This window comes from Salinivirga sp. (genome assembly GCF_055145285.1).
Window position 1 is genome coordinate 1 of the sequence record NZ_JBSRDC010000021.1, and the last position, 13,723, is coordinate 13,723.

11 protein-coding genes are annotated in these 13,723 nt (G+C 39.1%); 6 read left to right on the forward strand and 5 right to left on the reverse strand.

Annotated elements, in window-relative coordinates:
- The 5 genes from ACTB0Y_RS04060 to ACTB0Y_RS04080 all read right to left on the reverse strand — a co-directional run.
- A partial coding sequence (locus tag ACTB0Y_RS04060; RefSeq protein ID WP_463205520.1) for a C25 family cysteine peptidase occupies nucleotides 1-2,431 on the reverse strand: 2,431 nt, incomplete at its 3' end.
- 734 nt (nucleotides 2,432-3,165) lie between these two features.
- The gene (locus tag ACTB0Y_RS04065; RefSeq protein WP_463205521.1) at nucleotides 3,166-3,966 is read right to left on the reverse strand and encodes an SDR family NAD(P)-dependent oxidoreductase; all 801 of its coding nucleotides are present in this window, start codon (nucleotides 3,964-3,966) and stop codon (nucleotides 3,166-3,168) included.
- Between the two features lie 29 nt (nucleotides 3,967-3,995).
- Complete coding sequence (locus tag ACTB0Y_RS04070) at nucleotides 3,996-4,406, reverse strand: threonyl-tRNA synthetase editing domain-containing protein (protein WP_463205522.1); 411 nt, start codon at nucleotides 4,404-4,406, stop codon at nucleotides 3,996-3,998.
- A gap of 12 nt (nucleotides 4,407-4,418) precedes the next feature.
- On the reverse strand, nucleotides 4,419-5,657 hold the full coding sequence (locus ACTB0Y_RS04075) for an MFS transporter (RefSeq protein WP_463205523.1): 1,239 nt from the start codon (nucleotides 5,655-5,657) through the stop codon (nucleotides 4,419-4,421).
- Complete coding sequence (locus ACTB0Y_RS04080; protein ID WP_463205524.1) at nucleotides 5,654-6,040, reverse strand: NifB/NifX family molybdenum-iron cluster-binding protein; 387 nt, start codon at nucleotides 6,038-6,040, stop codon at nucleotides 5,654-5,656. The genes ACTB0Y_RS04075 and ACTB0Y_RS04080 overlap by 4 nt, the downstream gene beginning before the upstream one ends.
- Before the next feature lie 366 nt (nucleotides 6,041-6,406).
- Here ACTB0Y_RS04080 and ACTB0Y_RS04085 point away from each other — a divergent pair, with 366 nt between their 5' ends.
- The 6 genes from ACTB0Y_RS04085 to ACTB0Y_RS04110 all read left to right on the forward strand — a co-directional run bounded on the left by ACTB0Y_RS04085 (nucleotide 6,407) and on the right by ACTB0Y_RS04110 (nucleotide 13,705).
- A complete protein-coding gene (locus ACTB0Y_RS04085) occupies nucleotides 6,407-8,002 on the forward strand; it encodes a YfcC family protein (RefSeq protein WP_463205526.1) in 1,596 nt (531 codons plus the stop codon).
- Between the two features lie 133 nt (nucleotides 8,003-8,135).
- Entirely contained in the window at nucleotides 8,136-8,417 is a 282-nt protein-coding gene (locus tag ACTB0Y_RS04090) for an acylphosphatase (RefSeq protein WP_463205527.1), read from the forward strand.
- Nucleotides 8,418-8,602: 185 nt separating this feature from the next.
- A complete protein-coding gene (locus ACTB0Y_RS04095; protein WP_463205528.1) occupies nucleotides 8,603-10,051 on the forward strand; it encodes an MBOAT family O-acyltransferase in 1,449 nt (482 codons plus the stop codon).
- Nucleotides 10,052-10,054: 3 nt separating this feature from the next.
- The gene (locus ACTB0Y_RS04100) at nucleotides 10,055-11,101 is read left to right on the forward strand and encodes a hypothetical protein (protein ID WP_463205529.1); all 1,047 of its coding nucleotides are present in this window, start codon (nucleotides 10,055-10,057) and stop codon (nucleotides 11,099-11,101) included.
- Between the two features lie 307 nt (nucleotides 11,102-11,408).
- Nucleotides 11,409-11,942: a hypothetical protein gene (locus tag ACTB0Y_RS04105; RefSeq protein ID WP_463205530.1), complete on the forward strand. Its 534-nt coding sequence runs from the start codon at nucleotides 11,409-11,411 to the stop codon at nucleotides 11,940-11,942.
- Between the two features lie 182 nt (nucleotides 11,943-12,124).
- Nucleotides 12,125-13,705, forward strand: coding sequence for a multicopper oxidase family protein (locus ACTB0Y_RS04110; RefSeq protein ID WP_463205531.1), 1,581 nt, complete (start codon nucleotides 12,125-12,127; stop codon nucleotides 13,703-13,705).
- Nucleotides 13,706-13,723: the final 18 nt, after the last annotated feature.

Consider the following 13,723-nt stretch of genomic DNA (forward strand, 5'->3'; position numbering starts at 1 on the left):
CGTTATAGTCTTCTACTTCACCATAGCTGAATGTTTCGCAAGCTGTTTGTTCGCCGTTGTATTTCATGGAAACGCGCATGCGAACGGTTCCTGAGGCAGTAGAAGGAATTGATATTGTTCCTGATACAGCTGATTGCGACATTGAGCCTGCATCATAAGCTAGTTCACCAGCATCATCAAAGTCATAGTCATTATTATAATCAATCCAGATTTTCCAATATTCATTGTAGGTTGAACTTCCAAAACCGGGAGTTAATGTTAAGTTGTAGGTTTGACCAGCTGATAACTCAACAGTTTGAGCTGTGTAATCTGCATATCCACCATCTGAAGCTGTGCTGTTAACGAAGCTGCCAATTTCTACTTTAGAAATCCACTCGTAGCTGGCATCGCTTCCGGCTGAAGAACAGTATGTTGGAGCATATTCTTCAACAGTTATGTAGGCATTTTTTGTTTCGTTATCGCTGCCATAATCATTTGTGGCTGTGAGTGAAACCTGGTACGTTCCGGCTGTATTATAAGTTACCGTTGGGTTGGTTGCTGTACTTGTTGACGGGTCGCCACCGTTAAATGACCATGACAAGCTTGAAGGATTGTTGGTTGATGTGCTTGTGAAAGTTACACTTTGTCCTTCTTCTATAGTTGTGTTGCTTGCTGTAAAGTCAGCAACGGGTGGTTCTTCAACTGCTCCACCGGGTCCGTCCGGATGTCCGGGAGTACGCATTTGAACTGAAGGATCGCCAAATACAGTCCATGTATCGGCCATGTTTTCGCCATCACTGCCATATTCATCAATCATTTGGAACATACCATTTACAAATACACCACCGTAGGTGATAAAGCTGTTGGCTACTAAAAGATCGTTTATTTCATCCTGGGCACACATGGGTGAAGCCCACGATTGGTTTATGGTTGAACCGCAAAAAGCAATGGCACCTGTTGGGTTTCCATTATTTGTTGCTCGCAGCCAGGTTTCTGCAAAACAAGTTTTACTTGTAAAGTTACCCACTACACAAGCTACCGAAATTACAAAAGGAAGTTTATTTTCATTGGTTAAAGCATTTACATTTGATTGTGTGTAAACCATTGAAGCCCACGTATAATCACTTCCGTGACCGACATAATTTATAATGCCACGACCTTCATTTAAATCAGCGCTAAGTTGCGAAGCACTTCCACCATCCTGGTAAACGCGATCCATTGTGTAACCGTATCCTTCGAGGTCATATTCAATGTTGTTCATGTGTTGTTCATCACTTTCATTATCATCTCCACCGCCTCCGGTGCCTTCGTTTGAAGCAATGCCAACGCCTTTTTTGAACCATGTGGCTGTTGAACTAACATCGCGTTCGTAATAAATGGAGCGGTCTATTTGTGTTTGTAAATCAGTCGTATTTGATGCAGAGAAACGTCCTACGAACAAGTCAAGATAGTGGTCGCTTCCTGAAGTGTATCCGTAGTTGTTATCGGAGTCGCCTGCGCTTGTACTTGAACTGGGTACCTGGGCATGATCACCAGCAATAAGCAGGTAGCTGATTCCGTTTTGGTCGTACTGGTTCTGTACATACGATTTGAGAGCTGATGCGCTGCCTATGGTGGTGTAATCTACCAAATCTACAGTATAACCTATGGACTCTTTCCAGCTTTTGTAGGCTTGCATTTCGTCTGTAAAACTGCTGTATGACACAATAAGCATTTTTTTACCATCTTCAGAAATGGGTGAGTATTTACTTGACCCGGGGTTGTAATTAATAAAATGCTTGGTTAGTACATTGTGGTAAACTGCATCGTTTTTTATAATGGGATTCGGTGACAGGGCATTGGATTTGGCTGTTCCTGTGGCCACGAGGTCTACTACAAGATCAGTGTAAATTCTTACCTTACGTGTAACCGGGTTATACTGAACTGGATATACAACAATACTTTGTCCGCGCACATTGCGAATAATGTAAGGATCCTGCGCTTTGGCAAGATTGCCCGGAAAAAAAGCGTTTTGATTGTACTGCTCACCATACACAAATGGGTAGTCACTTATTTTCTTTTCGCGCGACATGATTCCTTTTGAAGGTGCCATGTCGACGTTTTCAATTTCTACAAAACGGCTCTTGATTACCTTGAGCTCCATATGCGCGTTGTCTGGTATGGCCAGCGCCTGCGATATTTTGGGCAGATCTGGAGCTCCTTTGGTTTTTGTTCGTGTACATTCAGGTATTTCGATGATTTTTGAAACACCTCGTGGTGTGTTGACATTCTTAATTTGGTAAGCATTGAAGTCGAATGCCACACGTATGTGGTTTTCGTTTGCTTGTACCAGTTTAATTTGGGTTTGGTTGTTTTTGGCTTGCTTGTCAAGCTTTTGCCATTGTTGGTTGGCTGCTGTTGCTTGCACCATAAAGCTTATGGCAATCAACAGACAGAGTAAAATTCGTTTCATAAATAATGAATTTGGGATTTGTTTTTAAATAGTTTTTCAACTTGAATGCGAAAATATGAATACAGCGCAACTGGTCAATTTTTTTCGACAAACAACATGCTGAGTTAAATCAATAGCAAGCATCTATGAATGCATATATGTTTATTATAAACCTACTCATAATTAGGTGTTAATATGTGTTTATCCGTAATTTTTAAATCTAAGAAAAGAAGAATAATATCAATATATTCACTCTTTGAATTGCTGGCGGGTCGGAGTTATTGAGATTATTGACTTAAATACGAATCTTAAGCATATGAGGCGTGCCTTAATTATGTTAATGTGAGTTGCTTATACACTTTTAGAATGCTTTAATAACGGTAAAAATGAATTGGTTCTTTTTATATTAAACCTACGTTGAGTGGTTTGAACGTAGTGAAAAAGCGCTTTCTGCCAGCTGGCGGATAACCCCTTGCTCCGCTGTCCGCGTTCGCTGAAGCTATAGCGTTTCACCTGCGGCAAGCTTATGGCGACCGAAGGGAAGCGAAAGCTATGCGAAGGCGAAGCCTTGCTCCGCCGAAGCTACTCGAAGGCGAAGCCTTGCTCCGCCGAAGCTACTCGAAGGCGAAGCCGACTTAGAAATTGTTGGGTTTCATTGAATAGGTGAGATGAAAACCTTACAATTTCCTAGTCCCCGACACTGCGTGTACGGGGCAGGCAGCGAGCGGAAATCGCTCAATTTGGGTTAAAGATACTTATGATGATTGTGGGATTAGCTTCATGCTAAGGTCATAGAGTTCATCCTGTAGTATTATATCATTTGCGGCTTCTGCCGGTTGAGCCTCGTTGGAATACTCAAAGTATTTGCCGGTTGTGCCGTCAGGTAGCTCTAAGGCTGCAAATACTAATTGATCGGCACCGGCATTAACGTCTGAACCGCCACCGCCCCAGCCGCTGCGCAGCAATTTGGTGTCTATCACACCGGGATGCACGGCATTTATTTTAAGGTGGGGTTGCTCCCGCGCCATTTTTTTTGTAAATAAGATATTACAGAGTTTCGACTCTCCGTAGGCTCTGCTGCCACTGAAATTTGTTGGCTTAACCACATCGCTGAGATTAATATTGCTGGCGTGAATCATACTGGAGACGTTTACAATTGTCTGTTTATTATGTTCTTCCATAATTGGTACAAGTAGATAAGTCAGGTAAAAAGAAGCCAGGTAATTGATCATGAAGGTTTTTTCAATTTCGTGCTCTGTAACCAGTTCAAGGTTGGTTTGAAAAACCCCTGCATTATTGATGAGTATATCAGGTACCAATTTTTTGTTCACTATTATTTCTACCAGACCCTCAATATCGCTGAAGCTGGTCAGGTCGGCATTAATGTATTCGATATTTTTATTGCTGGTTGCTTTGCGAAGAGCGTCACGCCACTCTTTGCCAAGCTCTGCATTGCGGCCGTGCATAATCACACGATTTCCAAGTTGAGCCAGCCTGAATGCTGTTTGTTTGCCTATGCCATCGGTGGCGCCAGTGATGAGTATGGTACGTTTCATACGGTATCCTTTTAATAATAGGTTTGAGTTTAAAGGTCCTTAAATACGCGAGCCAGCGAAAATCCCGGCGCATCAAGTCTTAAATCCAGAAAATAACCAAATGGTGTTTGATGCACGGTATACCCGGCATTTTTCATTTTCTCTTCTGCTTTGTCAAAAATGGACTTTGTAAGTTCCGGATCGGCTTTGCTTTCAGACAAGTGTGCAAAAGAGTGCAATATCAGCGTTTTGGCCTCATTTTTTTTCATGATCCATTTCAGGTTTTTAACCAGTTTTTTCGATACATCGCCTTCCCGATCGGTATCTTCGGCTTCGACCTGGATGAAAGCCGTTTGTACTTTTTCAAAGTCATAGCTTTCTGTATGCGCTTCGGCATCATCAAGTGTTTTTGTGGTAGGTGTATATCCAAACTTGTTCGCGTAAATCAATAAAAGTTTCATGTTGTAGTATATTTATTTTTGACAATTCATTTTATGTAGAAACCAAATACCGAGGGCTGCTATTCCGGTATAAATGCCAAAAAAGGCATTAAAGCCAATGAGCGCAATAAAACTACCGCCCAGTAGCGGAAAGAGCACTGGCAAAACATTTCCAGCGCCTGCAATTCCAGTGTAGAGGGCCCTGTTTTGAGTTGTTGATATTTCAAGTAAAACCCCGCTATTGGCAATTTGATACAGCGTTAAAAAAATACCCCCCATAAAAAACGAAAGATAATAAAACCAGACGTTTGATGAAAATATCCAGGCTGCAGCCGGATAAATTAATGCCAGACCCCAGAGAAACCAAAGCATGCTGCGGTAAGAGAATTTTCGCGAACGTTTATATAAAACCAGTCCTGAAATGATTAAGCCCAGGGTTTTGGCTATGAGCAAATTACCCACCAGGCCGTTGGTGACAAGATCATGCGTCCCGGCAAAGAGCAGGAGAAAGGGCATAAGTCCCTGTCCAATTCCTAAAACGTTGATGCTTAATAGGAAAAATAACAACTTTCGATTGCTTTTCAATTCGGTCCAGAGGTGGGCAAACCGGTATTTTTTTACTTCCTCGTTAGGTGAGATTACTTCGCTGATGCGCCAGAACCCCAGTGAGGCCAAAAGCAGAAAGCCCCCGGCGAGCATGAAAACCCAAAAATAATTGTCGGGCCATTCGTTTCGTTTTAATACAAAACTCACTGCAATGGCTGATCCAAACATGCCCAGACTTGAAATAACCTGTTTGAGACTGAAAAATTGTTTGCGGCGTTCTTCCTTCACCGATTTGCCTAAAATGTCTGTAAAAGCAATGTTGGCATAAGCCCCACTGACGGCAAAAATGCTTACCAGACCAAAAATGAGTAGTATGGCCATTGTGGAGCTCATGAACATATATAAATAGAACAGAGCAGCCATGCTAAATAAAGTGAAAATTCTGAGGTTGATGCCCGTTAACAGATGTCCTTTTTTGGCGGTTGAACCGGAAATCATAGGTGCAAAAAGCAACTGCGAGAATTTTGAGAATCCCACCATGATGGTAGTTAACAATCCAATATGCCAGGGTTCGCCACCGGCTTTTATGAGCATCGATGGTATTACCGTGTCTACATCCATAAAGTTTTTGGCGATGGCCAAAAGTGAAGCGTGCCAAATAAATGCCCTGAAATTGTTCCGGGACACCCAGGTGGTTAAATTTTGACTATGTAACCGGTTGATCATGGGATACGAAGTGGTTTAATTTCCGATTCATCCTTTTGTTCTATTTTATTACACATCGATTCGTCTAAATGTTCAAGAAATTCTGCCACAGAATTAATTGAAGTGATGATAGGAACGAAATATTTTCCTACAATATTAATATTTTTACCAAATTGTTTTGATACAGCTGCTTGTATACCTTCTTCAGCCAGCAACTTAACAATGCCTTTACCTTTGCCTGAAGCCCCATGTTTGTCCTCATCAAATTTTTTTAATGTATTGTCTAAAACAATTACTAACTGCCATAGGTTTCCATACCCCTCGTATATTTTGTAAGTGGTGGCTTCACCAAAATGGCCTGGTTGAATGTTATCCTGATGATCTACTGCAATGGCAATTTTCATAGAAATAAATTTATTGTATACCTTAAAGGTTATTTTTATTCAACTTAAAAACAAAGGAAATAATAATGAACTTATGATTGAAATTTTTTTATCAAATTTTGAACCAATAAATTATTTTTGAGGAAATTCATTAAATGCTTGTAAATAAATCATATAAAATTTAATGTTTTTTCATATTAATCTATGTAAATATACACAACATTTATTAATTTATTAAGAAGTGTTATAAATATTAAAGCTTATATATAATTTATATGTTCATTGTTACTATATTTTGTAACAAACGGTTTACGGGTTATGCAAAAGGTATTGGTGGAATTATCCATATTTTATATATTGCGCCCTCTTAACAAAAATTCAATAATTATGTTCAAAAAGCGTCAGATCCCACACACGTATGTTATTGTTTTCTTTTTTATCGTATTATCAGCAGTACTTACCTGGGTGATGCCCGGTGGAGAATATGTGGAAGTACAAAAAGAGGTAAACGGCCAGGTACAGCAGGTGATGGAATACCAGCCTACTGAAGCCCAGCCGCAAACCTGGCAAATATTCTCAGCCATGTTTAAAGGTTTTGAGCGGCAGGCCGGCATCATTGTGTTTATTCTTATGATAGGAGGCGCTTTTTGGATTATGAACGACAGTAAAGCCATTGACGTGGGAATATACGCTTTTCTGCGAATGACCAAAAAACTTGAACGGAACAAGTTCATGAAACGCATAGGTGTGGATAACATCATTATTACACTCATCATGATTATGTTCAGCGTTTTTGGTGCTGTATTTGGCATGAGCGAAGAAACCATTGCGTTTATAATTATTTTTGTGCCAATGGCCATTACCATGGGGTACGACAGTCTGGTGGGCGTATCGATGTGTTTTGTGGCTGCAGGTCTTGGTTTTGCAGGAGCTATTTTGAATCCATTCACCATTGGTATTGCACAGGGATTGGCAGAAATTCCACTCTTTTCGGGAATTGAATACCGCATGTTTGCCTGGCTTGTGATAAACATTATAGGAATTGCGTTCGTGTTGCGGTATGCGCACAAAATAAAAAAGCACCCTGAGAAAAGTATTGTACACGAGGAAGATAAGCAATGGCGCAACAGGACAGACGAAGAGGGTATAGAAAAACTCAAATACCGCACACCGAAAGCTGCATGGGCTGCTTTTATTTTTCTGGCCGGTGCAATGATTGCAGCTTCATTCATATTCCCGGTTTCAGAATTGAAGGTGGGTAATTCAGCGGCTACAGTGCCGGCCATACCCATTATAACCGGGTTGTTTATCATCAGTAGCCCATTGTTGTTGCGTAAATCGGCGCACTTTTTCATTCTGAACTTATTGGTTTTTACCATCATTTACCTCATTGTGGGTGTGATGGGATACGGTTGGTACATTATGGAAATTGCCACCTTGTTTTTTGCCATGGGTCTATTTGCGGGCATTGCCATGAGCAAAACACCGAACGAGATTACAAACCTGTTTTTGGCCGGAACCAAAGATATTATGTCGGCAGCTTTGATTGTAGGTTTGGCTGGTGGTATTATTGCCGTACTCGAAGACGGAAAGGTCATAGACAGTATTCTGCACAGTCTTGCGCAGGGAATGAATGAGATGGGCAAAGTGGGTAGTGTAGGTGTGATGTACGTCATTCAAAACATAATTAATATCGTAATTCCATCGGGTAGTGCCAAGGCGGCTCTTACCATGCCTATCATGGCGCCATTCAGCGACTTAATTGGCATTTCGCGTCAGGCTACGGTAGTAGCTTTTCAATTTGGCGATGGATTTACCAACATGATTACACCAACATCAGGTGTCCTAATAGGGGTGCTGGGCGTAGCCAAAATTCCGTATGACAAATGGGTACGCTGGGTATGGCCGCTGATTACTATTCTGATTATCGTTGGTTTCTTGTTGCTAATACCAACAGTGACCATGGATCTGAATGGGTTTTAAACTTATCTTATGAAGATATATGTCAGGCGGGGGCTGTTTTTCTGGCCCCTTTTGTTTGAGGCTTAGGTCGTTTTTTCCGGGAAACAAAATACTTTTCATTATTTTTGCATATTATATGGATAAATGCTCAAACATGAATCACTATAATCTAACAATAAACGGCAGGGTACAGGGCGTTGGTTTCAGAGCATCAGCCAGGGATAAAGCCAACCAATTCGGTATTAAAGGATTTGTAAAAAATTTGTCTGACGGAAATGTTTATATTGAGGCAGAAGGAGAGGAGCAAAACCTGGGTGAATTTATCGCATGGTGTAGGCAGGGACCTCCTGTGGCTATGGTGGAAAATGTGGATATTGAAGCGGGGACAATAAAAAATTTCAGTGTTTTTGATATCAAAGCGGGTTTTAGCTTATAATTTATGATGCTGCAGTTGTTCTCTGTTGACTGCTTTTAAAAGTTTTGTGAAAATGGCCCAATAGCAGTCTCCTAAGATCATTTTTTAATTAAGCATACATTTTCAATTCCTGAATTTATTAGTTACTTTGGGCTGCCAATTTTTTAGATGGCTTTAGGCAATTAATCTGTAATTTTTTTGATAAAATGCTTTTTAATTCAATAGATTTTGCGATTTTTTTACCAATTGTTTTTGTACTTTATTGGTTCGTTACAAATGAAAACCTTAATCTTCAGAATGCATTAATTGTTGCTGCAAGCTATGTCTTTTATGGTTGGTGGGACTGGCGATTTTTATCTCTTATAATTTTCAGTACGGTTGTTGATTATACAGTAGGCAGGAAGCTTAAGAATGAAGAAAACCAATTAAAAAGGAAACTACTACTATGGACAAGTATTTTAGTCAATCTGGGGTTTCTTGGTTTTTTTAAATACTACAATTTTTTTCTCGATAACTTTATAACAGCATTCTCATTTTTTGGGCATGATATTCAGCCTAACTCATTAAATATTATATTACCGGTAGGTATAAGTTTTTATACTTTTCAAACATTAAGTTATACCATTGATGTTTATAGGCGGAAGTTGAAACCAACCAAAGATTTTATTGCTTTTTCAGCTTTTGTAAGCTTTTTTCCACAATTGGTTGCAGGGCCTATAGAACGTGCCACAAGGTTGCTGCCCCAGTTCTATACTAAAAGAACATTTGAATATACAAAAGCAGTCGATGGAATGCGACAAATTCTGTGGGGACTATTTAAAAAGGTTGTAATTGCAGATAATTGCGCGGTTTTTGCCAACCAGATTTTTAATAACTCGGCTGATATGAACGGCAGCACCCTTGTTCTTGGGGCATTGTTTTTTACGTTTCAAATTTATGGTGACTTTTCCGGATATTCCGATATTGCCATTGGTACGGCCAGGCTTTTTGGATTTGATTTGATGAAGAATTTCGCATTCCCTTATTTCTCACGCGATATAGCAGAGTTCTGGAGACGATGGCACATATCACTTTCAACCTGGTTCAGAGATTACCTCTATATTCCTTTAGGCGGAAGCCGTGGCAGTAATTTAATGAAAGTGCGAAATACATTTGTTATTTTTGTTGTAAGCGGTTTCTGGCACGGTGCCAACTGGACATTCATCGTGTGGGGCGCATTAAATGCCATTTATTTTTTGCCTTTACTTTTGACAAAAAATAACAGGAAAAATCTTGATGTTATTGCTCAAGGCAAACATCTGCCTTCGCTAAGGGAGTTCTCATTAATGCTTGTAACCTTCGCTTTAACCGTATTTGCATGGATATTTTTTAGAGCCGAAAATATGGGGCATGCTATAAGTTATATTTCAGGGGTTTTTTCTTTATCTCTTTTTGATTTTCCTCAATTTGAGGGAGTTGGCAAGGCTTTGGCTATGATGCTTCTGCTCTTGATATTCCTGTTGATAGAATGGAACGGAAGATCAGAAGAATATGCTATTGCCAAATTGGGTTTAACCTGGAAGAGGCCCTATAGATATGCTATGTATTATGCCTTCGTTTTTGCAATTTTGTGGTTAGGAGTCAATCAACAGGAATTTATTTATTTTCAATTTTAAGGCATGAGGAAGTTTATTTACAAAATATTGTTTTTTAGCGCATTGCTTGTAGTTTTTCTTTTGATAAAAAAACAAGTCACGCCATTTTATTTGGGTGACCAGATTTTTAAAGCAAAATACTATGACTACTTAAAGCAACAAGAAAATTTCAATACAGTTGTTTTTGGTTCAAGTCGTCTTTACAGACATGTAAAACCATGGCTTTTAGATTCCCTTTTGAACAAATATAATTTTTCCACTTATAATTTTGCTGTTGGCGCTACCTATAACCCCGAAGTATATTATCTGTTTGAAAATTTTTTGCAAAGTATTGATTCCGCTCAAATAAAAACGGCATTTCTGGAACTACAGGTACTGCACAGTTACTCAAAAGAAAACTGCCAAACTACCAAAGCAAGCTACTGGAATACACTGAATTTTTTTCTGTTTGCCTATCATTATATCATGAACGCTGAATATTCAGAAGACAAAAAAGAAAATCTTCTGGATTGCTATGTTAAAAGTTATATGTATAGTTTTTTTGATTTTTCGCTTTTTATCAACCTGTTTTCCAATAATAATATAAAAGAAATTGGTGAGCATGGATTTTATGCACTCGAAGATGCTATGCAGGATAATGGAAAAAATAACATATTTAAAAAAAGGTGGAACGAATTTCGTTCCGATACGATGGAAATTGAGAAACGAATACATTCCGCTAAAATTACGCCTGAATCAATTCCTCAAAGCATGGTAAATGAAACTCATTTAAGATATTTGCAACAACTTATAAACAAGTCAAAAAGCAAAGGTATCCATTTAGTTTTTGTTGTATCACCCAGAATGCACGCCAATCAATATAAGGAATTGTTGCCGCTAACCGAATCTTTGCCTCCCGTGCATTCAATAAAGCTTTATAAATACCCGGAATTTAAAGCATTTTATCGAGCCGAAAATTCATTTGATGTTGGCCATTTAAACAGTAAGGGGGCTAGGATTTTTACGCGCTATTTTGCACATGAGATAAGGAAAATACTGAGATTAAAATATAAGGAATCTACAGCAAAATAGGCAATTAAATTGTCAAAAAACATTTCCATCTATCAAAGCATTTCCATCTATAAATGTACATAACTGGAGTGTTTTGCTTCCCTGCGAAATACTCACTCCATAAAACGAAAATTTCACAATTATTTATAGTCTTCTAACCTTATTTTTTTCAAAACATGCTTAGCTTTGTTTATGGAAGAGCGTGAATGCCAAAGGCGAACAATAGCTATTTATCAGTAACTCGATGGTCGCATATTTCCATTAATATTTGGCTTTACGCTTTTATAATTGATAAAAACGTATTGTAAAACCATTAAGAAACGACAATATGAGAAACACAATTTTAATATTTAGTTTTATTATCCTTGCAATGATAGGATGTAAAGAAGCTGATAAGTTAACACAATTTAATATGGAATACAATGAAACTTTAGTGATTCCTTCATCAACTGGTGTTGATCTGCCTGTCAATATTCTAACCCCCGATGTTGAAACAAATTCAGAATCAACATTTGCAGTAAACGACACTAGAAAAGATTTGGTTGAGGAAATTAAGTTAACAACTTTAAACCTTACTCTTATATCTCCTGCAAGTGAAGATTTTAGTTTTTTGGAATCTATTGATATTTTTATTTCAGCGGAAGGGCTTTCTGAAACTAAAATCGCATGGAAAAACAACATCCCTGATGATATTGGCGCAGTTTTAAATTTAGTTGTTACAGATGATGATTTAAAGGAATACATAAAGAAAGATAATTTTACTTTAAGGTTGAATGTTGTGACAGATGAGCTTATAACTTCAGACCACGAGATTGAAATGCATTCTGTATTCTTTGTAGATGCTAAAATATTAGGCGTGTAAAGATAAAGTGCTGTCCGCTATGATTTTGTATCATAAAGCAAATTGTTAAGGACAACTTTGCAGTATGATAAGTTTGTGCTTCGAATTGCGCAAAGTTTCATGTCCAAGGAATTTTACGAATGTTTTCCTAAACTATCACATGGACTTTACTGTTGTCATTTTCAAACAATAATGTCCAAAATATGATGAGAAATTTTATCCTGCACCATTTTAGCAAATTCCTTTATTTTTTGTTGGCAATTAGCCTTTTCGTGCAATGCAATTCGCAAGGGCACAAACCCGGTATTGAAAAAAAACACAACAATCCGGACTTTAAAGCCGACATTGAAATAGAACTTACAGCTACACCGGCAAAAGTACAACTTCTGCCGGGCGAAAAGACCGATGTGTACACTTATGAATCAAAGTTGGTAAAAGGGAAAGAAGGAAACCTCGAAAAACTACCGGATACATACCTTGGGCCGGTCATTCGTGTTAAACAGGGGCAAAAAATTCGTGTCCGGTTTAAAAATCAGCTTCCCGATGAAAGCGTAATCCACTGGCACGGCTTACATATCTCGCCCAAAATGGACGGACACCCGATGTATGCAATTGACAAAGGAGAGGAGTTTGTTTATGAATTTACAGTAAATAACCGGCCGGGAACCTATTGGTTTCATCCGCACCCTGACAAGATAACCGGGCCGCAGGTTTATTACGGACTGGCTGGGATGTTTATTGTTGGAGGAAATGAACCCGGCATTCCCGCGGGTGAATACGATGTCCCCCTGATTTTGCAAGACAGGATACTTGATACCGATAATCAACTAATTTACCTGGATAATAATCGCATGTCTCGTATGCGTGGTTTTTTGGGCGATCAGATATTTGTTAACGGAAAAGCGCATCAGGAAATGGAAGTAAAAAAAGGCGCTTACCGTTTCCGTGTATTAAATGGCTCAAATTCGCGAATTTATAAACTAGCATGGAACGACGGAAGCAAGGTCACTGCGATTGGTACTGGCGGTGGTTTGTTGGAAAACCCAATAGAAAAACCTTATATTATGCTGGCTCCCGGCGAACGCGTTGATATTTGGAGAAACTTTGGTGAAATGGATGAAGGAAAAAACGTCATCCTCAAAAGCCTTTCTTTTAACCCGGGCACCTCCATAGGAATGGGTGGAATGATGGGAGACCGCATGCAAACCTCACAAGGTGTTGAGAATGGTGCTGAAATAGACCTGTGTGAATTTCAGGTTGTTGATGAACAGGGCTTTCAGAAACCATTGCCCGCACAATTATCTCAAATAGAAAGTGTTAACCGGAATGAAGCCAAAAACGTAGACCAACCACGCAGATTCCATTTTGCCTTTGAGCACATGCAATGGGTAATTAATGGAGCAACCTTCGACATGGAAGGCGTAGCCGAATGGGAAAAAGTAAAACTTAATACCACAGAAATCTGGGAATTCATTAATGGTAATGATGGCGATGGTATGGGCATGATGAACAATATGATGCAAATGCCACACCCGGTTCACCTGCATGGTTTGCAGTTTCAGATCGTTGAGCGGGATATTTCCAGTGTTAGTTCTTCTGTATGGAAAACCATGAAAGACGGGTTTCTTGACAAAGGCTGGCAGGATACTTTCCTGCTGTTGCCCGGAATGAAAGTTCAGATTATAATGAGTTTCCGCGATTTTACAGGTATTTATGTGTACCACTGTCATAATCTGGAGCACGAAGATATGGGAATGATGCGGAATTTTGAAGTGTTGAAATAGCATGTATTAAAAGAAAAT

Bases quoted from the DNA above. Each gene is read 5' to 3' on its own strand.
- ACTB0Y_RS04095 (WP_463205528.1), top strand. From the start codon at position 8,603: ATGCTTTTTAATTCAATAGATTTTGCGATTTTTTTACCAATTGTTTTT.
- ACTB0Y_RS04100 (WP_463205529.1), top strand. From the start codon at position 10,055: ATGAGGAAGTTTATTTACAAAATATTGTTTTTTAGCGCATTGCTTGTA.
- ACTB0Y_RS04110 (WP_463205531.1), top strand. From the start codon at position 12,125: ATGATGAGAAATTTTATCCTGCACCATTTTAGCAAATTCCTTTATTTT.
- ACTB0Y_RS04085 (WP_463205526.1), top strand. From the start codon at position 6,407: ATGTTCAAAAAGCGTCAGATCCCACACACGTATGTTATTGTTTTCTTT.
- ACTB0Y_RS04080 (WP_463205524.1), bottom strand. From the start codon at position 6,040: ATGAAAATTGCCATTGCAGTAGATCATCAGGATAACATTCAACCAGGC.
- ACTB0Y_RS04070 (WP_463205522.1), bottom strand. From the start codon at position 4,406: ATGAAACTTTTATTGATTTACGCGAACAAGTTTGGATATACACCTACC.
- ACTB0Y_RS04075 (WP_463205523.1), bottom strand. From the start codon at position 5,657: ATGATCAACCGGTTACATAGTCAAAATTTAACCACCTGGGTGTCCCGG.
- ACTB0Y_RS04090 (WP_463205527.1), top strand. From the start codon at position 8,136: ATGAATCACTATAATCTAACAATAAACGGCAGGGTACAGGGCGTTGGT.
- ACTB0Y_RS04065 (WP_463205521.1), bottom strand. From the start codon at position 3,966: ATGAAACGTACCATACTCATCACTGGCGCCACCGATGGCATAGGCAAA.
- ACTB0Y_RS04105 (WP_463205530.1), top strand. From the start codon at position 11,409: ATGAGAAACACAATTTTAATATTTAGTTTTATTATCCTTGCAATGATA.